Source organism: Cytobacillus sp. Bac17 (assembly GCF_024519925.1).
GTDB classification, from domain to species: domain Bacteria; phylum Bacillota; class Bacilli; order Bacillales; family Cytobacillaceae; genus Cytobacillus; species Cytobacillus pseudoceanisediminis.
Genome location: NZ_JALJRC010000049.1, coordinates 1 through 22,685, shown reverse-complemented (window position 1 = coordinate 22,685; position 22,685 = coordinate 1). Strand labels below are relative to the sequence as shown.

At 42.3% G+C, this 22,685-nt stretch carries 22 protein-coding genes and 1 pseudogene; 16 read left to right on the top strand and 7 right to left on the bottom strand.

Annotation, left to right across the window (positions count from 1 at the left end):
• Positions 1–197 precede the first annotated feature (197 nt).
• From NR125_RS27635 to NR125_RS27620, 4 genes are all read left to right on the top strand, one after another.
• A complete protein-coding gene (locus tag NR125_RS27635; protein WP_256816586.1) occupies positions 198–1,298 on the top strand; it encodes a CdaR family transcriptional regulator in 1,101 nt (366 codons plus the stop codon).
• A 106-nt stretch (positions 1,299–1,404) separates the two neighbouring features.
• Positions 1,405–2,688, top strand: coding sequence for a GntP family permease (locus NR125_RS27630; RefSeq protein WP_180321090.1), 1,284 nt, complete (start codon positions 1,405–1,407; stop codon positions 2,686–2,688).
• A 21-nt stretch (positions 2,689–2,709) separates the two neighbouring features.
• On the top strand, positions 2,710–3,849 hold the full coding sequence (locus NR125_RS27625; RefSeq protein ID WP_019382741.1) for a glycerate kinase: 1,140 nt from the start codon (positions 2,710–2,712) through the stop codon (positions 3,847–3,849).
• 126 nt (positions 3,850–3,975) lie between these two features.
• Complete coding sequence (locus tag NR125_RS27620) at positions 3,976–4,953, top strand: quinone oxidoreductase family protein (RefSeq protein WP_019382742.1); 978 nt, start codon at positions 3,976–3,978, stop codon at positions 4,951–4,953.
• A 55-nt stretch (positions 4,954–5,008) separates the two neighbouring features.
• Here NR125_RS27620 and NR125_RS27615 read toward each other — a convergent pair whose 3' ends face one another.
• Entirely contained in the window at positions 5,009–6,031 is a 1,023-nt protein-coding gene (locus tag NR125_RS27615) for a DUF1646 family protein (RefSeq protein WP_251174542.1), read from the bottom strand.
• 319 nt (positions 6,032–6,350) lie between these two features.
• Entirely contained in the window at positions 6,351–6,515 is a 165-nt protein-coding gene (locus NR125_RS27610; RefSeq protein ID WP_009334420.1) for a hypothetical protein, read from the bottom strand.
• Between the two features lie 245 nt (positions 6,516–6,760).
• Between NR125_RS27610 and NR125_RS27605 the strand changes: the two genes are divergently transcribed.
• The 3 genes from NR125_RS27605 to NR125_RS27595 all read left to right on the top strand — a co-directional run bounded on the left by NR125_RS27605 (position 6,761) and on the right by NR125_RS27595 (position 10,063).
• Entirely contained in the window at positions 6,761–7,921 is a 1,161-nt protein-coding gene (locus NR125_RS27605; RefSeq protein WP_009334421.1) for an MFS transporter, read from the top strand.
• A 220-nt stretch (positions 7,922–8,141) separates the two neighbouring features.
• Complete coding sequence (locus tag NR125_RS27600; RefSeq protein ID WP_251174544.1) at positions 8,142–9,395, top strand: methyl-accepting chemotaxis protein; 1,254 nt, start codon at positions 8,142–8,144, stop codon at positions 9,393–9,395.
• 59 nt (positions 9,396–9,454) lie between these two features.
• The gene (locus NR125_RS27595; RefSeq protein ID WP_256816582.1) at positions 9,455–10,063 is read left to right on the top strand and encodes a nuclease-related domain-containing protein; all 609 of its coding nucleotides are present in this window, start codon (positions 9,455–9,457) and stop codon (positions 10,061–10,063) included.
• A gap of 528 nt (positions 10,064–10,591) precedes the next feature.
• On the opposite strand, the gene NR125_RS27590 is transcribed toward NR125_RS27595, so the two are convergent.
• Together NR125_RS27590 and NR125_RS27585 are read right to left on the bottom strand one after the other, a co-directional pair.
• Positions 10,592–11,476 (bottom strand): hydroxymethylglutaryl-CoA lyase, encoded by an 885-nt coding sequence (locus NR125_RS27590; protein WP_009334425.1) that lies wholly within the window; start codon positions 11,474–11,476, stop codon positions 10,592–10,594.
• Positions 11,473–12,144 carry a GntR family transcriptional regulator gene (locus NR125_RS27585; protein WP_009334426.1) on the bottom strand — a complete coding sequence of 224 codons (672 nt, stop codon included), beginning with the start codon at positions 12,142–12,144 and terminating at the stop codon, positions 11,473–11,475. Before NR125_RS27585 ends, NR125_RS27590 begins: the two co-directional genes overlap by 4 nt.
• A gap of 220 nt (positions 12,145–12,364) precedes the next feature.
• Here NR125_RS27585 and NR125_RS27580 point away from each other — a divergent pair, with 220 nt between their 5' ends.
• The 8 genes from NR125_RS27580 (at position 12,365) to NR125_RS27545 (ending at position 20,784) form a co-directional block, all read left to right on the top strand.
• Positions 12,365–13,567, top strand: coding sequence for a CaiB/BaiF CoA transferase family protein (locus NR125_RS27580; protein ID WP_251264499.1), 1,203 nt, complete (start codon positions 12,365–12,367; stop codon positions 13,565–13,567).
• A 12-nt stretch (positions 13,568–13,579) separates the two neighbouring features.
• Positions 13,580–15,007, top strand: coding sequence for a 3-isopropylmalate dehydratase large subunit (gene leuC / locus NR125_RS27575; RefSeq protein ID WP_256816581.1), 1,428 nt, complete (start codon positions 13,580–13,582; stop codon positions 15,005–15,007).
• Complete coding sequence (gene leuD / locus NR125_RS27570) at positions 15,004–15,609, top strand: 3-isopropylmalate dehydratase small subunit (protein ID WP_251156390.1); 606 nt, start codon at positions 15,004–15,006, stop codon at positions 15,607–15,609. Before leuC ends, leuD begins: the two co-directional genes overlap by 4 nt.
• 26 nt (positions 15,610–15,635) lie before the next feature.
• Positions 15,636–15,896: a hypothetical protein gene (locus tag NR125_RS27565; RefSeq protein WP_019383158.1), complete on the top strand. Its 261-nt coding sequence runs from the start codon at positions 15,636–15,638 to the stop codon at positions 15,894–15,896.
• Positions 15,893–17,401, top strand: coding sequence for a sodium:solute symporter family protein (locus NR125_RS27560; RefSeq protein ID WP_256816580.1), 1,509 nt, complete (start codon positions 15,893–15,895; stop codon positions 17,399–17,401). The genes NR125_RS27565 and NR125_RS27560 overlap by 4 nt, the downstream gene beginning before the upstream one ends.
• A gap of 24 nt (positions 17,402–17,425) precedes the next feature.
• A complete protein-coding gene (locus NR125_RS27555; protein ID WP_009334432.1) occupies positions 17,426–18,673 on the top strand; it encodes an MFS transporter in 1,248 nt (415 codons plus the stop codon).
• A 20-nt stretch (positions 18,674–18,693) separates the two neighbouring features.
• A complete protein-coding gene (locus tag NR125_RS27550; protein ID WP_256816579.1) occupies positions 18,694–19,290 on the top strand; it encodes a flavin reductase family protein in 597 nt (198 codons plus the stop codon).
• A 123-nt stretch (positions 19,291–19,413) separates the two neighbouring features.
• Positions 19,414–20,784, top strand: a complete 1,371-nt coding sequence (locus NR125_RS27545) for an aldehyde dehydrogenase (RefSeq protein WP_256816578.1) — start codon at positions 19,414–19,416, stop codon at positions 20,782–20,784.
• Positions 20,785–20,810: 26 nt separating this feature from the next.
• Here NR125_RS27545 and NR125_RS27540 read toward each other — a convergent pair whose 3' ends face one another.
• From NR125_RS27540 to NR125_RS27530, 3 genes are all read right to left on the bottom strand, one after another.
• Positions 20,811–20,954, bottom strand: coding sequence for a hypothetical protein (locus tag NR125_RS27540; protein WP_256816577.1), 144 nt, complete (start codon positions 20,952–20,954; stop codon positions 20,811–20,813).
• 93 nt (positions 20,955–21,047) lie between these two features.
• Positions 21,048–21,227, bottom strand: a complete 180-nt coding sequence (locus NR125_RS27535; RefSeq protein WP_009334435.1) for a type II toxin-antitoxin system SpoIISB family antitoxin — start codon at positions 21,225–21,227, stop codon at positions 21,048–21,050.
• Positions 21,208–21,972: a type II toxin-antitoxin system SpoIISA family toxin gene (locus tag NR125_RS27530; RefSeq protein WP_009334436.1), complete on the bottom strand. Its 765-nt coding sequence runs from the start codon at positions 21,970–21,972 to the stop codon at positions 21,208–21,210. Before NR125_RS27530 ends, NR125_RS27535 begins: the two co-directional genes overlap by 20 nt.
• Positions 21,973–22,365: 393 nt before the next feature.
• On the opposite strand from NR125_RS27530, the pseudogene NR125_RS27525 reads away from it, so the two are divergent.
• A pseudogene (locus NR125_RS27525) lies at positions 22,366–22,685 on the top strand (CsxC family protein); the annotation flags it as partial.

Below are 22,685 nucleotides of genomic sequence, written 5' to 3'. Positions count from 1 at the left end.
TGTCCTTTCTTTGCCATAGAAAAAATCCCCTCCAAGTAGCATTCTTTCCTCCATGATAACATGAAGGTTTTTTTGAATGTCTACTTAAAGGGGACATTAACAAACCGTGTCCTGACACACGGTTTTTTTATTTTGTTTTATTGTGCAAATCTACTATGGTACATTGATAGTAACGAAGCAGGAAGGCGGCGGGGAATGTGCATTTTTTATCTTATGAACTCGCTCAGGGAATAGTGGAGCGGACTATGAAAATTCTGAAAAAAAATATAAATGTTATGAATGAAGAAGGGGTTATTATCGGTTCTGGTGAAAAGGAAAGGATCAATCAGGTTCATGATGGAGCTCTGCTGGTCCTAAAAAAAGGGGAAAGTTTGGAGATTGATGAAAGAAGTGCCGCAGAGCTTAAAGGGGCCAAGCCTGGAATCAATCTGCCGATCCGTTTTCATAATCAAATTATTGGTGTTGTCGGTATAACGGGGGAACCTGAGCAAATCAGGAATTTCGCAGAGCTTGTTAAAATGGCAGCAGAACTGGTTTTGGAGCAATCGTTTCTTTTGGAGAGAGTACAATGGAAGCAGCGGCTCCAAAGTGAGATAGTGAACCTCCTTATTTCTGAAGAACCATTGAATGAAGCGTGGTTAGAAGAGAGGGCCGGCTTCCTGGGATATGACCTGAAAATCCCGAGAACCGTGATTGTGCTCAAGCTGCACGAAGACCTTGGAACCATGAATCAAAAGCTGATCAATGACATCCATTTTGAATTGGGAAAACAGGATTTAACAGGGGTTACGTTCAATAATGAAATTGTCATATTGAAAGCAGGGGAGCCCACAGAACAAATCGCTGCTTTAAAGAGGATCGCCGGCCTTTCAAAGAGGAAGGCGGCAGTTGCTATTGGAAACACATCGGAGAACATAAGCGGATTGAAGTCCTCCTATCGGCATGCGCAGCAGCTGACTGTCCTTGGTCCAAAGATTCATCGTGACGCCGATTATTACAGTTATGAAACGTACTGGCTGGATATTAAGCTATCCATGCTCGCCCAAAAGGAAGAACATACATTTTCTTTCTATGACCGGCTCCTTGCTCAGGATAAAAAAGGGGAACTGGCACATACGCTTGATGTTTTCATAAAAGAAGGAGGCGATCTTGGCAAAATAGCGGATCACTTATTTATCCACCGCAACACCCTGAGATACCGTCTGGATAAGATAACAGAACTTACGGGAAAAGACCCGCGTAATGTAAAGATGCTATTCGAACTTTATGTGGCAAAATTAGTAAACGACTTAAATTAATTGTGCGATTGCACAATTAATAGAGTGATCTATCCGTTTTTTTCATCATCATTCACGATGTAATAGAAAAGGCAAACGCTTACAATAGATTTATAAGCTAATCATCATGGGAGGGCTAAATGTGGATGTAACTGTAAGCGCTTTAGGAGCAATAACTGCCTTAGTCATTGCCATACTATTAATCTTTAAAAAAGTTCCGCCTGCTTATGGAATGGTTGCAGGTGCTTTAATAGGCGGTTTAGTCGGCGGAGCAGATATTGCAAGCACTGTTAATTTAATGATGGAAGGAGCAAAAGGCATCATACCGGCGGTGCTCAGAATCCTGGCTGCGGGTATATTGGCAGGAGTACTGATAGAATCTGGCGCAGCTTCATCGATTGCCGAAACAATAGTTAAAAAATTGGGAGAAACCCGAGCGCTGCTAGCCTTAGCAGTGGCAACAATGATCCTGACAACGGTCGGTGTATTTGTTGATGTGGCAGTCATTACCGTATCACCTATTGCCTTAGCTATCGCGAAACGGGCAAAACTTTCCAAAACAGCCATTTTGCTGGCGATGATTGGTGGAGGGAAAGCAGGGAACATCATGTCACCCAACCCAAATGCCATTGCAGCTTCAGACGCATTCGGTGTTCCGCTTACTTCGGTTATGGCTGCTGGAATCATCCCGGCCATATTCGGACTTGCTGTTACGTATTTCATTGCAAAGAAACTTGTAAATAAGGGTTCAGCTATCTCAGATGGGGAAGTGGAAGTGAACAGTAATACAAAGCTTCCATTATTTATCACTGCCATGATTGCGCCGCTGGTTACGATTGTTTTGTTGGCGCTTCGCCCATTATTTGATATCAATATTGATCCGATGGTGGCACTTCCAGCCGGGGGAATTATCGGAGCCATTGCGATGAAGAAGACAAGAAAAATCAATGAGTATGCTATTTCAGGTTTAAACAAGATGTCAGGCGTTGCCATTATGCTTCTTGGAACAGGAACCCTGGCTGGAATCATAGCAAACTCAAGCTTAAAAGATGTGATCATTAATGGATTAACCTCTTCAGGTCTTCCAGCCTATCTGCTGGCGCCTGTCTCTGGTATTTTCATGTCAGCTGCTACAGCATCCACAACTGCAGGTACAGCAGTGGCAAGCGGTGTGTTTGGCAGTACCATTTTAGGATTGGGAGTATCAGCGCTTGCAGGCGCTGCCATGATCCATGCAGGTGCAACCGTACTGGATCATTTGCCGCACGGAAGCTTTTTCCACGCAACGGCAGGAAGTGTCAATATGGATATTAAAGAACGCCTGAAGCTGATGCCATATGAATCGCTTATCGGTTTAACTCTTGCAGTCATTTCTACACTTATATTTGGAGTCTTTAAGCTTTTTGGCTAATAGAAAGGGAGAGGATCAAATATGAAAATCGTGATTGCCCCGGATTCATTTAAGGAAAGTTTATCGGCACTTGAGGCTGCGAATGCCATTGAAAGAGGTTTTAAATTCATATTTCCCGAAGCTGATTATAAAAAAATGCCGATGGCTGACGGCGGAGAAGGAACAGTCCAATCGCTTGTTGATGCAACGGAAGGTTCGATCATAGAGCGAACTGTTACAGGACCTCTCGGGGAACCTGTTAAAGCATTCTTTGGATTAATGGGGGATGGAAAGACAGCAGTCATTGAAATGGCAGCTGCGTCAGGCTTGCATTTGGTTCCTTCAGAAAAACGGAACCCCTTAATTACTTCAACCAGGGGAACAGGAGAGTTAATCACAGCTGCATTGGACTTAGGAGTTCAGCACATTATTATTGGAATTGGCGGTAGTGCTACCAATGATGCAGGAGCTGGAATGATTCAAGCCTTAGGCGGTAAACTCCTTGACAAAACCGGCAGTGAAATCGGACAAGGCGGAGGGTCGCTTGTGCAGCTGGAAGCAATAGACATGTCAGGCCTGGATTCAAGGATCCGAGATGTCCATTTCAAAGTGGCCTGTGACGTTGATAACCCTTTAACCGGTCCAAGAGGTGCCTCGGCTATCTTTGGCCCTCAAAAAGGAGCGACACCTGAGATGGTCGAGCTGCTGGATCAGAATTTAGGGCATTTCGCAGATGTGGTCGAAAACACCCTCGGCAAATCATTTCGCCATATTGAGGGAGCAGGCGCTGCCGGAGGAATAGGCGGAAGTTTGCTTGCCCTTTTAAATGCAGACTTAAAAAAAGGGATTGAAATCGTCCTTCATGCCGTAGACTTTGAAAATGAGGTAAAGGATGCGGACCTTGTCATTACTGGAGAAGGAAAAATTGACAGCCAAACCATATATGGAAAAACGCCAATCGGTGTGGCTAGAGCGGCAAAGAAACATGGGATACCGGTAATCGGTCTTGCAGGTTCTTTATCTGACGACAGCGATATTGTTCATGAACACGGAATCGATGCTCTATTCAGCATTGTTCCAGGTGTTGTAACCCTTCCTGAAGCTTTGGAAAAGGCAGCAGTATATATGGAAAGAACAGCGAGAAACATAGCTGCCAGTATGAAAATGAATGGGTCATTATAATGAGAGGCTGCGAAATGCAGCTTCTTTTTTATAGCCTTAATTCGAGTAGTCAGATTTAGCAAAAAGAGGCTTATTCTTCGCAAATATCGAATATGTTAAAGGATTACATAAATGGAGGCCAATCATATGAAAGCAATTGCAGTCACACAATACGGTAGTCCGGACGTACTAATTTACACAGAAATGGAAATTCCAAAAATAAAGCGGGATCAAGTATTGATTAAAGTGGAAAATGCAAGCGTCAATTTTGCGGATGTGAAAGCGAGAATTGGGCAGGGAGGAACTGGCCGATTTCCGTTTATTCCCGGCCTTGATGCAGCAGGGGTAGTAGTGGAAATAGGGAGTGAAATTACAAAATTCAAAATTGGAGATCGCGTCGCAGCGTTCCCTTCTGAAGGATCTTATGGTGAGTACGCTGCAGCTGAAGAAAACCTGACGTTTGCAGTGCCGGATGAAGTAGCGTTGGATAAGGCTGCAGCATCCCTGACTGTTTCTTTCTTATCTTATAAATTGCTTGCAGATATTGCAAGAATCCAAAATGGGGAAACCGTTCTGGTTCATTCAGCAGCAGGTGGGGTAGGCACTACTGCAATCCAAATGGCAAAGATATTAGGAGCAGATCTGGTTATCGGAACTGTTGGCAATGAAACGAAAGTGCCTGCTGCTGTGGAAGCAGGTTCTGATCATGTCATTGTATACGAAGAGATTGATTTTGCAGAAAGGGTAATTGAAATAACCGGTGGAAAAGGTGCGGATATTATCCTGGATTCCCTTGCCGGCAGCATAACGCAGAAAAGTTTCAGTTGTCTGGCTGAATATGGCCGACTTATCCAATTCGGCAATTCGAGCGGCAAACCAGGGATCATAAACACGAATGACCTGCATAAGAGCTGCCGTTCTGCCTTGGGCTACAGCCTCGGGACAACAAGAAAGAAGCGTCCGGAATCACTCAGGGAAACAGCACAAAAAGTCATGCAGTTTTTAAAAGAAGAGAGACTGCATATTAGAATTGGGAACAGGTTTCCTTTGGAAGAAGCAGCTGAAGCCCATAAACTGATCGAAAGCCGAATGAGTACCGGAAAAATATTGTTGGATATACAATAATAATATTATGCGAACAAGATTGAAAGGGAAATTGAAACGGGCCGCCAATCCCCTTTCAATTTCCCGTGACCAATATAAGCACAAAATAACCAATCATCGTGACCAACCCAAAAGGAACACCAAATACTGCCCACTCTTTACTCGTAATCTGCAGTTTACCCGCAGCAATAATATTGGGAATATTGCCTGGAATAAGCATTCCTCCGCTGATCAGCAGTCCAAGGAGGATGGATTGAACCGTAAAATGGTCCATTGATGGGCTAATTTCAGCAGCTGCAAGTGTTGCATTATCCAGTACGGCAGAGATCATATTGATCCAATATAATAAAAGCGGATTTAAACCTATTAAAAAGTGATTGATTAACGGTTCAAACCCGGCCCCAAGCATTGTCAGGCCCATGACAAAGAAATATATTTTCAAAGCCCTGACAAAGATTTCTTCATAGTTTTCACTAGCAGGCTTTTTAGTAAAGGACGCTTTCCCTGAAATAGGCGGCTTAACAGCAAGTGCGGCCATAATTCCGAAAAATAGGAGGGCAACGGTAATTTGCGGTCCAACCAATTCCATCAAAAAGAAGAAGTCTTCTTTCATTTTACTGATTGCAATGGTGGAAAGCGGCTCGCCAATCGGCGTCAAGGCTGCACCCAGGCCAATCGAAAAACAGGCGAGTACGGTCAGCCTGATTTCAGAGCTTCTTTCCAGCCGAAGCGCACTGACGATTAATACAAGAACTAACGCAGCGATAATAGCTGTAATAACACTTGAAATTAACCCAAGAAAAATCACAGTCAAAGCTGCAAATAATCGAAAAGGCATAATCCGGCTTACGGATAGGATGCTTCTTTCCAAATTTGCCTGAAACCATTTAAACAGCAGACCTGCAATAAAGACAGCAAGCGTAATTTTTACTGGTTCCTGTGCTGCTTTTACAAAAAGTCCGCTATTTAGAACCCCGCTAGCCAGTGCTGCTGAAAGCCCCATCACAAACAAAAACATCTCCAGATTTTTTTCCACGAACTCAGAAAGAAATGGCATGACAAGAACAATAATGAAAATAACCACTAACAAATAAATCATAAATCCTGCTCCATTTGGTTATTTTCCAAGTTAAACACAAGGAATACTACATGCATATGCTGCGAATCGGACAAACTTGCCAAAAGAAAAGCGGAAGCGCCTTGCCCACGAATGAACGCAGTCTAAGAACGCCGCGTCCTGTGGCAACGTCTGCATGACCCCCATCCTCCCAAAAGCTGCCGCTTTTGGTCGTGCGATGATTATGCTGACGAAGCCTTCCTTGTCCTGGGGGCATCACCTCGAGGGGGGTAGGCTGCTTGCGCTAGACAGTTATCAAAGTGAAAATAAATCCCTGCAGGAGACCCGCAGGGATTTTCACTTAGTTATAGTCATTTAATACTGTTCCGGAAAGATCAAATTCAGGTTCGATGCTTTTTATGGTATTTGTGTCAGCAGGAGTTGTACCGGCAGGCTGTCTTTCGTCAACAGCAGATGATACTAGAGGGGATAAACTGCGCTCTTTCTTTGCTTGATTGTCCAACAAATGAATCAACTCCTTTACAGTATTTGTTATTTACATTCCTATTTAATTGTTATATTCAAACATGTAATTTATGGAAGTTGTTTTAGTAAGGTATTTATATTTTATCCCAATAAAGAAAATATATTTACAAAGCAGCATTTATTATTTTTAGATTATTCTATCCTTTGAGCTTAATCTATTTGGTATGTTAAGATGTTATTTTATTAAAATTTTTGAACAGCTTGATACTAGAGAGGAAGTTCAGCTTGGATAAACGCATCTATTTATTAGCAATCATATCGTTTGTTGTTGGAATGGTGGAATTGATTATAGGCGGGCTGCTGGATCTTGTAGCATCAGATCTGGGTGTCAGTTTGGGGCAGGCAGGTCTGTTAATTACTGTATTCTCGCTCGCCTTTGCCATCGCTGCGCCCGTCCTGCTTACGATTACGGTTAAAATGGAACGCAGCCGTTTAATGATGATATCATTGGCTGTATTTTTGGCCGGTAATATTGTTGCCGTACTTAGCCCCCTTTACAGTGTATTATTAATTGGCCGGGTTTTAGCGGCAGCAAGCGGCTCACTGCTTATCGCATTATGTATGACAATGGCTTCCTACATCGTCACAGAAGAATATCGTGCACGTGCCATCGGCATCGTCTTTATGGGAATCAGTGCATCCCTTGTGCTGGGTGTGCCCATTGGCTTGATGCTTGGAAATGTTTTTGGCTGGCGCGCTCCGTTTGTTCTCATATCTGCACTGACAGTCATATCAATGGCAGGCGTTCATTTCTTTATGGGCAAAGTTGCTCCAAAGCCCGCTGTTCCAATAGGCATCCAGCTTAAAACCCTGAAAAGCCGCAAAATCGCTCTAACACAGATAACATCGTTCCTGTTAATGACTGGCCATTTAACTTTTTACGGTTACCTTACTCCATTCCTGAAGATGAAAATGGGGCTTGACGGCAATTGGGTCAGCATTGTTTACCTGATTTTCGGAATTGCGGCTGTCATCGGAGGAGGAATCGGCGGCCTCCTGGCAGACCGTTTTGGTGCAAAATCTGTCATTTTGACGCTTCTTGCCATGTTTGGGATTACCCTTTTCTCATTGCCGTTTGCCGCTTTTTCTCTGCCCGTTTTCCTGATTGCGGTAGTCATTTGGAGTATGCTCAGCTGGGCGGTCACACCGGCCATACACAGCTATTTAATTGAAGTGACACCCGAAACTTCTGATATCCAGCAAACATTGAACAACTCCGCAGTTCATATGGGAATGGCATTCGGAAGCATGATCGGCGGCATCATGATCGAGACAACCTCAGTAGAATATAATGCGGCTGCAGGCAGTATTTTTATTATTATTGCTCTTGGCACTGCAGTTCTTTCCATGGCTAAAAAAGAGAGAAGGACTGCTGCAGCTGAATAGATATGAGTAAAATGCCAGCTTCTTGGAAGGCTGGCATTTCTATTTGCGGAAAACTGACGAACTATTTCAATTATTTTAAAAATAATCTTTCGAAATATATTGATATATTTTCCTTTCATCCACTATAATCAAATTGTCAGATGGTAAAAGAAGATAGTTGAGGAGGAATTTGTAAATCATTTTTTTATAATAATAAATGATAGAAAAAGGGGTCCGTTTCATGAGTCAACTAAGCTATATGCTCCGTACTTTAATCGTTATTATCCCGACTGTATTGATCATAAGCGTTGCAGTATGCGTTGGTAATGGATTGAAAGGCAATGCGTTTTGGATTACCATTGCTTTTATTATGATTCTCGGTTCGCTTGCTGGAATATTATCCGCATTTATGAACTACCGAAAGTTTATTGCACCCATCAGCAAAATTAATGCCTTTATCGATGAACTTGCAGATGGAAATATGTCCACAAGACTTGACGAAAAATCAGTGGGACAGCTTGGATCGATTGCTTCAGCTTTGAATCATACTGCAGCTGCCTGGCAGGAAGTGCTGAATAAAGTGGTTATAGCTTCTAACGAAGTCACACAATATGCACAGCAGCTATCATCAGGTGCCCAGCAGACAAATATGGCAACAAGCCACATAGCTGAGGTCATTGAAGAAGTAGCAGCAGGTGCCGATAATCAGGTCAAGGGGGTCGGAACTGCTTCCCATGTCATCATGCAGATGTCCGAAAGCCTGACACAGGTTGCGGCAAATTCAGAACAGGTTACAGAGCAAATCAACGATTCACTGGAAAAGGCAAATCATGGTTCTGCATCCATTTCAACAGCAGCATGCCAAATGAACTCCATTCATGTAAATGTACAGGATTTATCCAAAGTAGTAAAAGGCCTTGGCCAGCGGTCACAGGAGATCGGAAAGATTATCGAAGTGATTACAGGCATTGCCGCTCAAACAAATCTTCTGGCTTTAAATGCTGCTATTGAAGCGGCCCGCGCAGGAGAGCAGGGAAAAGGCTTTGCCGTTGTAGCAAACGAGGTTAGAAACCTCGCTGAAAAGTCTGCAGAATCCACCCTGCAAATCAGCCAGCTGATATCAAAAATCCAGGAAGAAACCAATCAGGTTGTCCAGACAATGGACTTGGTTAATCATGAAGTAACTGAAGGAATGGAAGTCATGAAGGATGCAGGTGATTCTTTCGCACAAATCCAGCAGTCAGTCAGCACGGTGACGAATCAAATGGAGGAAGTCGCTTCAGCCATTCAGCAAATGTCTGTCGGTTCGCAGAAAATGGTTCAGTCCATGGACGAAATTTCCCATGTGGCAAATGAATCAGCCATGGCCACACAAAGTGTACTTGCTTCAACGGAAGAACAGGCTGCATCAATGGAGGAAATTTCACTCTCTGCTGACCAGCTTACGAGCATGGCGGAGGATTTGAAAGGGTTGATCAGCAGATTTAAGTTATAGAGTTTAGGTCAAAAACCTAAACTCTTTTTATTTATTATTGTTTAAAGGAGAAGTTTTATTTGATCGAAAAAGAAAGGAGGGTACCAGAAATCATTACGCAGCTTCATGCACTTTTAAGGCGTTTTCCAGAAATGGAACATGGGAGGGAGAAAGCTGCATCTGAATTAAACAAGCGCAAAGCAGGATTTATAGGTGAACAAAAGCTGGATTATTATTTAGATTTTCTGGATGAAAAGAATCATGGGCTGCGTCTTTCAAATAGAAAACAATTTTTTCATATGGATACTTTACTCCTTACAAAAAGATTTGCCATGATCCTTAAGGTAAAAAACTGGAACGGAACCTTCATCCTTGAACCCAATTTCCACCAGCTCATCCGAATCCATAACGAAAAGGAGGAAGCTTTCCACGACCCGATTTCCAAAGCTGAACACCAAAGCCGGCAATTAAAAAAGAGGCTGGCTGCAAATGGTTTCCCGGATATCCCGATAGAATTTGACGTCTTTATCAGCAGTCCTTCCACCATCAAAAAATCACCTTCTAAACAAACCTCCAGTAAAGTTCTTCATGCACACCGACTATTAAGTAAACTTACCTCTATTGAAAAATCATATTCTATTGAGAGATTAAAAGAAAAACAAATAAAAAAATTAGCCATACACTATTGAAAAAACATGTCAGAGCATGAAATGGATGTAATGAAATTTATAAAAATAAATCCAGATACAATTCTTACTGGTGTGCACTGTCCTCAATGTGGCTCACTGCCAATGATTTATCATTGGGGATTGTGGAGATGTCCAGTATGTAAAACCACTTCGGATACGGCACATCATCAAGCTGTAGAGGATTATATTTATCTGATTAAACCGTCAATTACAAATGCTGAATTTCGCAAGTTTCCCATTTAACATCTGTTTTTTCTGCCTCAAGATTACTTGGCCAGATGAATCTTCAGCATGGCGGTGAAAAGAAGAATAGGTATTATATAAAACCTTGATTGGAGACCTCTAATTGTGAACTTTGCAAATAAAAACCTTAAACTTGCAAATAAGTTTAAAAATTTGCAAATAAAAACACCAAACTAACAAACAAACCTAAAATTCAGCAAACAAATCAGTAAAACTTGAAAACAAAACTTTCAGCCGCCATCTTAGACCCAAAAAAACCACCCGCAAAGATGGCTTTTCCCGCAATTAAGCTATTCCCGCCTTCATCAACATCCCATCAAGCGGCCGTTCCATCACTGTTTCCATCCACTTTGCTGTTTCCAGTACTGAAGGAAGGTCTGTCCCTGTATTAACACCCATTCCGTGGAACATATTGATCATATCTTCTGTACAAACATTTCCGACTGCTTTTGGGGCAAATGGACATCCGCCAAGCCCGGCAATGGAGGAATCAAAGCGGCGGACACCTGCCTGATATCCCGCCAAAACATTTGCCAGTCCCAAACCGCGTGTATTATGGAAATGGAGGCCAAGCGAAAGGTCCTTTCCAAAGGCATCAAAAAATGACTCTGCTATTTTTTGGACCTGGATGGGATTAGCCATACCCGTTGTATCAGCGAGGGTGATTTCCGTACAGCCGGCTTCTATAAATCTCTCTGCCACTTTCAGCACGTTTTCCAAAGGTACATCACCTTCAAAAGGGCATCCGAATGCCGTTCCCAACACCCCTGCCACACCCTTTTCTGATGCAGTTCCTTCCTTAATCACTAAAGAGAGCTCCCCAACAGCCTGCTCTACAGTCCTTTTCACATTCCGTAAATTGAATGAATCACTTGTTGTTGTAACAACATGAAGAAAATCCACATCGGTCTTGAGTGCCCGTTCAAGCCCTGAGCGGCTTAACACCAGACCGCCGAACCGGACGCCATTTCTTTTAGGAAGCGATTTCAAAACTTCCTCTGCATCAGCCATGGGAGGAACAACCTTCGGATTGACAAAAGAAACAGCTTCTATATTGCGGATGCCGGAATCAATTAATCTTGTAATCAAATCAACTTTTGTTTCCGTTGGAACAATTTTGCACTCATTTTGCAATCCATCGCGCGGACCAACTTCACAAATTTCAATCATTTTACTTCCTCCTTTAGCAGATGAATGTTTTTAATTTGTTCCAGGTGCTTCAAAACATGATCACGGCCTTGATAAATATGCTCATGCATGGCAATGCGGGCACGCTCGGGTTCCCGATTTTTGATTGCTTCCAAAATGGTTTTATGTACCTCTAGGGATTGTTTAAGCTGAAAGCTGTTATACCAATAGAAGGATCTGAACACGATTGGAACCACGACAACCTTTGAAATATGGAAATGTATATGCTCATTTTTTGAAGCAGCCACTATCGTTTCATGAAACTTCTGGTTTACCTGAACAATATCTTTCAGGCTGTCCATATCAGATTCCACATATCGGCTAATGGCTTCTTCATATAAAATATTAGCTCTTTCCATTTCCAGCAGATCATTTTCTGTCCGGTGTATCGCCGCCTGACTGGCAGCGTACCCTTCCAGAAGAGTGCGCAGGTCATAGATTTGCCGGATATCATCTTTTGTAAAATGCCTTACGCTGACACCGCGCTTTAATGGAATGACGAGGCCTTCTGCTTCAAGCTGCTTAATAGCCTCTCTAATAGGAGTGCGGCTAAGATTCATTTCTTTAGCCAATGATTCCTCAGCAAGCCGCATGCCAGGGACAAATTTCCCTTCAATAATGGCATCTCTAATAAATTCGTATGCATCCATATCAACACCTCAATTGTATTGTATACAAACAGAAGTATTATTACAACAAATATTCTGAATATTTATTATAAAACATGATTATATAAGGCTTTTTAATGAAATTTCAGAAAAATAATAAAATTTACATTGACTTATTGTATACAAACAATTAAATTTGTATACAAGATTAAGAAAATTAAAACTTAACAGTGCATTCAAGAAATATCAGGGAGGGAAATCCATGTCAGAAAAACAGCTTCCACTGGAAGATATCAGAGTCATCGAGCTGGGCACGCTTTTAGCAGGACCATTCTCCGGACGGCTTCTAGGTGACTTCGGTGCTGAAATTATTAAAGTCGAGCCTCCGGGTAAATCAGATCCCATGAGAAATTGGGGAAAATCAAAAGATGGAATAGGGCTTTGGTGGCCTATTCAATCGCGGAATAAAAAATCGATTTCGTTAAATCTCAGGGAGGAAGAAGGACAGCAGGTTTTAAGGGAGCTTATTAAAGAAGCCGATGTTGTCATTGAGAATTTCCGCCCGGGGACAATGGAAAAATGGAATCTATCCTATGAAGCACTTTCCGAAATCAACCCTAAATTAATCATGGTACGGACTTCGGGCTATGGACAGACAGGACCCTATAAGCATCGAGCAGGATTTGGCAGCGTCGGTGAAGCAATGGGCGGGCTCAGAAATGTAACCGGTTTCCCTGACAGGCCGCCATCAAGAATTGGTGTATCAATGGGTGATACGCTGGCTGCACTTTTTGCTACAATTGGCTGTCTTGTTGCATTACACGAGAGGGAGCGCTCCGGAAAGGGACAGGTTGTCGATACGGCCCTCTATGAATCTGTATTCTCCGTAATGGAAAGCATTATTCCGGATTATCTTTTAGCAGGATACATAAGGGAAAGGATGGGCAATATCCTGCCAGGTGTAGCTCCCTCCAACATTTACTTCACGCAGGACAAAACTTACATCGTTATAGGAGCCAATGCAGATGGAGTGTTCCGCAGGTTATGCGAGGCCATGGAGCAGCCGGAATTGGCAGATGACACAAGATTCGCGACCCACCATGCAAGAGGAGAAAACATGAAGCTTCTTGATTCCATGATCGAGGAATGGACAAAGACTCTCTCTGCTAAAGAAGCGCTTAAAATTCTTGAAGATAAGGGCGTTCCATCAGGGCTCATTTATACAGCTAAAGATATTCTGGAAGATCCGCATTATAAGGAACGCGACATGATTATTAAAGTAGATCATCCGCAGCTGGGAGAATTCCCGATGCCTGGCATTGTGCCAAAATTAAGCAGGACACCAGGGGAAGTGAAGCATGCCGGCCCGGAAGAAATGGGCAAGCATAATCATGAAATATACACTGGCCTTCTTGGGTTCGATGAAGAGAGATTAGAAGAATTGAAGAAAAATAATATCATTTAGGAGGGCTTCAAAATGGGGCGGACCTTATATGAGAAAATCTGGGAAAAACATGTAGTCGTGGATGAACAGGATCAGCCTTCCCTTTTGTACATTGATCTTCATTTAGTGCATGAGGTCACATCACCACAGGCATTTGAAGGCTTAAGAATTAAGAATCGCAAAGTGAGAAGGCCGGATCTGACTGTGGCTACCATGGATCACAGCATCCCAACAACCGACCGTTCTCTTCCTTTTAAAGACCAAATCGCCAAAAAGCAAGTTGACGCTCTGGCAAACAACTGCAGGGAGTTTGGCATACAGCTTTTTGACCTGGATAGCCGAAATCAGGGTATTGTACACGTCATTGCCCCGGAGCTTGGCTTAACACAGCCCGGGATGACCATTGTCTGCGGTGACAGCCATACCTCTACACATGGAGCTTTCGGGGCACTTGCCTTTGGCATTGGCACAAGTGAAGTAGAACATGTCCTTGCCACTCAGACATTAAAGCAATTTAAATCCAAAACATTAGCAATTAATATACATGGCACTTTGCCGCAAGGAACTACTGCCAAAGATCTTATACTTTCAATCATTGGAAAGTATGGCCACGATTTTGCTACTGGCTATGTTGTGGAGTATCGCGGTGAAGCGATTCGTAATTTAACAATGGAAGAGCGAATGACCATTTGCAATATGAGCATTGAAATGGGAGCAAGGGCAGGACTGATTCAGCCTGACGAAAAAACCTTCAATTATTTGAAAGGGAAACAAGCAGTTCCTGATGGAATGGAGTGGGAAGAGGCTCTTGCAGAATGGAAGAAATATTATACTGACGAAGATGCCGAATTTGATCTGACTGCTGACTTTAATGCAGATGAAATAATCCCGCAGGTTACCTGGGGGACAAATCCAGGCCAGGTGGCAGGTATTACAGAAGTTATACCGCTAATGGAAGATCTGCCTGCAGATCAAATAGGACCAGCTAAAAAAGCATTAAAGTACATGGGCCTTCAGCCAGGAACACCCATTACAGAAATAGGAATCAATAAAGTCTTTATCGGCTCCTGTACAAACAGCCGAATAGAAGATCTTCGAAAAGCGGCAAAAATCGTAAACGGTTACAAAGTTGCTGAACAGGTGGAAGCGCTAGTTGTTCCTGGTTCACAGCTTGTAAAAATGCAGGCAGAAGCTGAAGGTCTAGATCAAATTTTTATAAGCGCCGGTTTTCAATGGAGAGAAGCAGGATGCAGCATGTGCCTCGGTATGAATGAGGATTTGGTTCTTCCGGAAGAACGCTGTGCATCGACCTCCAACCGGAATTTTGAAGGCAGGCAGGGAAGAAATGCGAGGACCCATTTGGTCAGTCCTGAAATGGCTGCTGCTGCAGCGATTGCCGGCCGGTTTATTGATGTAAGGGAGTGGCCTGTTAAATATAGCAAGGAGGTCAGTGTACAATGAAGTCTTTTACCAGATTTACAGGCATAGTTGCTCCGCTTGATACTGCAAATGTTGATACAGATGCCATCATTCCAAAACAGTTTTTAAAGAGAATTGAAAGAACTGGGTTTGGCGAATTCCTCTTCTACGAATGGCGATACGAAGATGGCAGGGAAAAACCGGATTTCATTCTAAATCGGGAACCTTACCGGAATGCACCGATTCTGCTGGCAAGGAAAAACTTTGGCTGCGGCTCATCCAGAGAGCACGCACCCTGGGCGATTGCAGAATATGGGATTAGAGTGATCCTGGCATCATCATTCGCAGATATTTTCTATAATAATTGTTTTAAAAATGGCATCCTGCCAATAGTCTTGCCTGAAAAGGATATTGAAGTTTTGTTTCAAAAAAGCAATGAATCACCTGGTTATCAGCTGAGCGTAGATTTAGAGAATCAAAGAATTGAGGACTCCTTCGGGTACATGGTCGAATTCGATATCGTTTCTTATCGAAAAGATCAGCTGTTAAAGGGGCTGGACGAAATCGGGGCAACGCTTCAATCAGCTGAATTAATTGACTCCTATGAATCGGCACATAAGATTTTCTATAAGCTGGAGGTTTAAAATTTCAGCAAAAGGGAGGAAGCCATATGGAAAACAGAACGATAAAAGAACCTATTCGAAAAAAATGGATTTGGATAGTCCTCGCCATCATTACACTTGGAGTAGTACCCTGGTATTTTCCGGATGCAGCAGCTGAGCCCTATATTCTAGGGTTTCCGTTATGGGCATTTATTTCGACAGCTTTTTCCATTATCATGTGCGGATATTTAAGCTGGCTTTGTGTGAATGAGTGGAATATCGTAGAGGAACAGGAAGAAGCCGAAAAAGCAAAGGGGGATAAATCATGAATGATTTAGCTTTTGCAGGCACAGATGGGATCATTATTTTATCAGCCTTTGCCATAATCATGCTGTTAATTGGATACTTATCGGGCAGAGGTGAGAAGAACCTTCATCACAGTCTTTCAGGGTACTATCTTGCCGGAAGGAATCTCGGTTTTATCGCACTCTTTTTCACCTTATATGCGACGCAATATAGCGGGAATACCATTGTCGGATATGCCCCAACAGCATATAGGACAGGTTTCTCGTGGATTCAGTCCATTTCATTTATGACAATCATTATCGGAATCTATTTACTGTTTGCACCAAGATTATATGTCATTGCAAAGAAAAGAAACTTTGTTACACCTACTGACTGGATCGATCACCGCTTCAAATCGAAAGCAGTCACATTGCTTAGTATTTTTCTTATGCTTTGGGGGCTTGGAAACTATCTTTTAGAACAGCTTGTAGCAATCGGCCAGGCTGTATCAGGGATGACAGGCGGAACAATCCCATACCAAATAGCTGTTATCGTCTTTGTAGCTGTTATGCTTGCCTATGAGTGGATGGGCGGAATGAAGGCAGTTGCTTTTACGGATGTTATGCAAGGTATTGTTCTTATGATCGGAATCATTGTCTTCCTCATCGGCGGCTTGTATCTCGTCGGAGGCAATTTTTCTGATGTTACAAGGTATGTAGCAGATCTGGAGCCTGCAAAAACGGCAGTCCCTCCAATGGAAGTGAATATCAACTGGCTGAGTATGCTCCTGCTTGTTGGACTGGGAGCAAGTATTTATCCGCATGCTGTTCAAAGAATATATTCTGCGCAAAGCGAGAAAACCCTGAAGAAATCATTTGCCCGCATGGCATGGATGCCGCCAATTACAACTGGGCTTGTATTTATGGTAGGCATTATTGGAATTATGCTTTTTCCTGGACTGGATAAGACTGGGTCTGAACAGCTCGTAGGACTGATGGCCAATGAGATCGCTGCCATTAATCCATTTTATTACTGGATTATGATCATCTTCTTTGGCGGGATTGTTGCTGCCATTATTTCTACAGCCGACTCAGTCTTGCTCAGCTTTTCATCCATGCTCTCAAATGACGTATATGGAAAATTCATCAATCCTAAAGCAACTGAACATAAGAAGGTCATGGTCGGAAAAGTGTGCGGAATCATTGCCATCATCTTTCTTCTGTGGATTGCCTGGAATCCACCGGGAACGCTATATGAAATTTTCGTCCTAAAATTCGAATTGCTTGTTCAGGTTTTCCCGGCTTTTGTACTGGGCTTATATTGGCAGCGTTTATCAGGAAAGGCTGTCTTCTGGGGGATGCTGGCAGGCGCTATATTAGCAGGATTGCTTACTCTTACAGGCTATAAAACCATCTATGGAATTCACGGCGGCGTCATTGGATTAGGATTGAACTTCTTTATCTGTATTGCAGGTTCTCTATTAGGTCCTGCTGTTTCAAAGAGCAAAGTTCTGGAGGAAGATTTGTCTTCACTCAATTTAAAGGCATAAAAGCCAAAAAAGAGATGATAAATTATGAGTAATTCACTGGCAGAAAAGCAATTTGCCATCAATGAAAATCCATGGAAAATGCTATTATTTCTTCTGCTGGCACAGCTGATGGTAGCATTTGTTGGCAGAAGCATTGGACCCTTGGGAGTTTTAATCGGGGAGGATCTTTCCCTGACCAAGTCGCAAATCGGCATGCTCCCGGCGGCTCTCTTTTTGGGCCAGGCGATCATTTCAGTTCCAGCCGGCTTTCTGACTGACCTTGCAGGATCCCGTAAATTATTGGTCCTGGCGTCGGCCTTAATGGGGTTAGGCTTTCTGTTCATGACATTGCTTCATGATTTCTGGCTTGTCCTGTTATTAATTGTTATCGGCGGAATTGGGTATGGATCCATGCACCCGATCACAAATAGAGGCATCATTTATTGGTTCCCGCTCAAACAGCGGGGCACAGCAATGGGAATAAAACAAACTGGCATCACAGCAGGATCAGCTCTGGCCAGTTTGATACTGCTTCCGCTTAGTGTAACTTTTGGCTGGAGATTTGTACTTCTTACGGCTTGCCTTCTATTATTGGCGGGCGGCTTCGTCTCCTATCATTTTTACCGGGATCCGCCTGAATTGGAGCAAGCGAAAGGCAGCAGCATGAGTTTGCTCCAATTTTACAAATCAATGTTTAAAATGTTTAAAAATAAAGCTTTGATGCTGATAAGCTTTAGTGCTCTCGGTTTGAATGGCACACAAATGTGCTTAAATACGTATATTGTTTTATTTGCCTATGAACAGCTGAATATTTCCATCTTTTTATCAGGTATTCTCCTGGTTATATCTGAAATATCCGGAACTATTGGCAGGGTTGCCTGGGGAATCATTAGCGACAGGCTATTTGAAGGAAAGCGTGTTGTGATCCTAATGATCATTACCATAATGACCGCTTTGGCCAGTACGTCAGCTGCGGTCATTACTTCAGCCCCTTTTTGGGTAATGGCTCCCATTACAGCTCTCTTTGGATTTGCAGCTTCAGGCTTCAATGGAATCTGGATGAATCTTGCAAGTGAATTGGTGCCGAAAGAACAAGCTGGCATCTCAAGCGGGATCAGTATCACTCTAGGGTCAGCCGGGGCCATTATCATTCCGCCATTATTTGGTTTAATCGTGGATCAGACGGGGCAATTTTCTTCCGGGTGGTTTTTAATCACAGGTATGATGTTTATAGTTTTTACTTTACTGACAACATTAATGATTATGAATAAAAAGAATAACTTTGTTATTTAAAAATGGAAGGAGTGATCCGAATGGAATTTAATCCCTCGGAACTTGGAGAAAAAGAAGTGTACAAATTATTAACCGGATCTGTCGTCCCAAGGCCGATTGCCTGGGTTTCCACAGTATCTGAGGATGGCAGCCAGAATCTCGCACCTTTCAGTTTTTTCAGTGTTGCTTCAAGAAATCCTCCTATGCTCTGTTTTTCTATTGGTCCCGGGGTTGGCAAGAGGGAAGGTACAGAAAAAGATACATTGGTCAATATCCGGGCGACAAAAGAGTTTGTCATCAATGTAGTTCCCGCGCCATTAGGAAACCAAATGCAAAAAAGTGCAGAGAATCTCCCGAGTAATGCTGATGAGTTTGAAACAGCAGGGCTTTCCGCTGCTGAAAGTCATTTAGTCGCCCCTAAGAGGGTAAAAGAAGCACCAATCCATATGGAATGCAAACTCGAACAAATTATTAAGCTGGGAAGCGATCACCTTATTATTGGGAGAATGGTACATTATCATATTGACGATGATTACTACCTCGGTAATTATAAAGTGAATTTAGAAAAACTGCAGCCTCTTGGAAGGCTGGCAGGAAACTATAGTGAAAGCAGTGAATTCTTCAAGCTGCCGAGATAAATTTTCAAAAGCCGGACCTTATGGCCGGCATTTTTTTTGCAATGGGAGTATACCTATTTATGTATTTCCTCCAGCCAAGATGATAATATAACCTTAAAACATAGCCCCATCTGGAGGTATTCCATGGAAAACTACGCGGATCTCATTCAAAAACAAAGAAATTTCTTCACCCAGGGTAAAACAAAGGATGTCACATTCCGAATGGAAGCGCTCGGCAAGCTTCGTTCGGTCATTAAACAGCATGAGCAGGAATTGATGGATGCGTTAAAGGCGGATCTCAATAAAAGTGAGTTCGATGCGTACTTGACTGAGATTGGAATCCTCCTGGAGGAAATCCGTTTTACCTTGAAACATTTAAAAAAATGGGCCAAACCCAGAAAAGTGAAGTCATCGATTGCACAATTCGGTTCGAAAAGCTACATATATCCTGAACCATATGGAGTTGCGCTAATCATAGCTCCTTGGAATTATCCTTTCCAGCTGGCGATTGCACCCCTGATCGGAGCGATAGCCGCAGGGAATTGCGCCATCCTGAAGCCATCGGAATTGACCCCGCAGACTTCGGCATTGCTTTCAAAAATGATCAGCAATCATTTCCCTCAAGAATTTATTTCAGTTGTTGAAGGCGGCGCAGCAACAAGCACAGCCCTATTAAATGAAAAGGTCGATTATATTTTCTTCACAGGCAGTGTCCCTGTCGGAAAAATCATCATGGAAGCAGCATCCAGGCACCTTACTCCTGTTACCCTTGAATTGGGAGGGAAGAGCCCGTGCATCGTGCATGAAGATGCCAACTTGAAACTTGCTGCGAAGAGAATTGCCTGGGGAAAATATATTAATGCCGGCCAAACTTGTGTGGCTCCGGATTATATTTATGTTCACAGCAGAATTAAAGATGAATTCCTGAAAGAATTAAAACAATCTATTCAGGAGCTTTATGGAAAGAACCCGATTGCATCCGGCCAATTCACGAGAATCGTCAGTGAGAAGCACTTCAGCCGTCTCACCAAATTTTTAACCGATGGCACCACTGTTCACGGGGGAAGGCATGATTGGAGCTCTCTCACCATAGAACCAACTGTACTTGGGGATATTACATGGGCTGATGAGGTCATGCAGGATGAAATATTTGGACCAATTCTGCCGGTGCTGGAATATGATGACTTGTCCGGAATGATTTCAGAGGTTACAGCACGCCCGAAACCTTTAGCGCTATATATCTTCACTGAAAGTGAGGATGTCCAAAACCAGATTCTAAGCAGCATTTCCTTTGGAGGGGGATGCATTAATGATACCGTTTATCATCTTAGTTCACCGTATCTGCCTTTCGGGGGAGTAGGGGAGAGCGGGATTGGAGCTTATCATGGCAAGGGAAGCTTTGATGTGTTCTCACATGAAAAAAGCATACTGAAGCAAACCACCAAATTCGATTTGCCATTCCGATATCCGACTACAAAAGATGCATTGAAAAAAGTGAAGCTTTTTATAAAATAACCGTCTTATTTTGCAAGGCGGTTTTTTTATGCATTATTTTTCGGAGGTTTGAGCCCCTTGTTTAAATCCTGTATGGCGGCCTCTGTTTTTTTTGAGAGGTTTTTGGTATATGGTGAAACCGAGAATGTAGGGAAGTTAATATTTTTCACTTTCTTGGTCAGTTTTTTCATTGGAATCAGCCCTTTTTATCTTTATTATATGTCCCCTTCAATTGAACATGAATAGGGCGCGGAAGAAATTTCCTTCCACGCCATATAGTATGCTCAAGCCTTTGTTTTGGTATAAACGCTTATTAATCTTTTGTTCTTTTTTAATATCCGTTCGGTGTGGGGACTTACTTCAAATCCCGGAAGGCTGATCCGGGATTTTTTTTTGAGCGTTTTCATAGTGTTTTTAGAATGTATCTCATGATTCTCCGTTTTTTTATCCGCTGGATCCTTCATGGTCTTCGTCCTCCTGTTCGGCAGGGAGCATTAGATCGTATATTGAAATGAGTGAAGTGAAAAGCAAGTAGTCGAATTCTGTAACAAATTGATCGGAGGTAAGTTTAATTACATAGTCATCTTCAAGAATGGAAAAAGGAATCAGCGCCAGCTTTTCTTCAGCATCATAATACACTTCTCTGCGGTCCAGACGGCTATGAATCAAAGCTTTATCAGTGTAGTGCTCAAGCAGATAGTCCTTTTCTTCCTCTGTTGTGTATTTGCATAAGGATATCTTCATATCCACTTTTTCCGCAAAGTCCGCCAGAAGTTTTTCAATGCCGGCGAGATATGCTTCCTTGTTTCCATAATAAATCTCAATGGGCTCATTTTTCAATAAATACTGAAACGATTTTAGCTTATTCATGTGTGAATTCAGCAAATCACTGTTTTCTTCGAGCAATTCCCTTGTGTCAGTAGCCAACTCGTTATTTCCAACTCTTTTCAGATAGGAACCCAGAAAAACAAAGGCATCAACCAGAGCAAATATAACCGCGACAATGAGGTAGTTCTGCCAATCAGTAAAAATGGAATCTGGTTTGTTCGTCCAATAAACTACTGCACCAAGTACATAAATGATATACCAGGTTTTCCGAATGACGGGCATTCTTTCTTTTACTTTCTTTTCCCACAACCAGACAGAAATAACATAAAAACCGAGACAAGCGACAATAATCCAAACTGCAACCTTGAAGAATATCAGCAAAAAAATCGCCTCGTCCACTCAATATTTAGTTAGAATATTCGCATATTTATTCTTGAATCCATTATACCAGAAAATATGCCAATAATTTGAATTTAAAAAAAGGAATAAGAAAAAACATGATAAAATACCTAACTGGCGTCAGGCGAGATTGCATTAGTGCAGGTATAACTTCTTTTATTTGGAGAATATGATCTTTAATTACGAAAAGTAATCTTCTCCGCATTTGCTTATATTTTTATAGAACGACAAATTGATTAATTATCCTACTATACTTGTCCATTCCAAGTCATCACTCATACATATATATATAGTAAGTCAAATGAAAGCAGACTTATGGAATCATTTAAAGCTTGTTTGTATTTGGCTGAATAATCTTTATAAGGAGTGTAAAATATGAGAAAAAACCATGGTTGTAGCAGTGGCAAAGGCCATTCTTCAAGAAAATGTCCACCAATGCCAGCATGCGATACAGCTAAATCACATGATCATTTTTGCGAAGTTTCAGGTGACGTAGTAGCAGGTACAGAAGTGGATGTTGTTATCGGACAAGTCCCTATTCAAGCTCTTACTGAATCCGAAATTCATCTTCCTGATTATGCCTCAGATATTAAAGTAATCAGAAAAAACATCTTTCTTACTCAATGCGAAGCGATTCCTTTTCGCCCTGCAGAGGGTACAACAACAACTGACGTAAAATTGTTTGTAGAAGGATA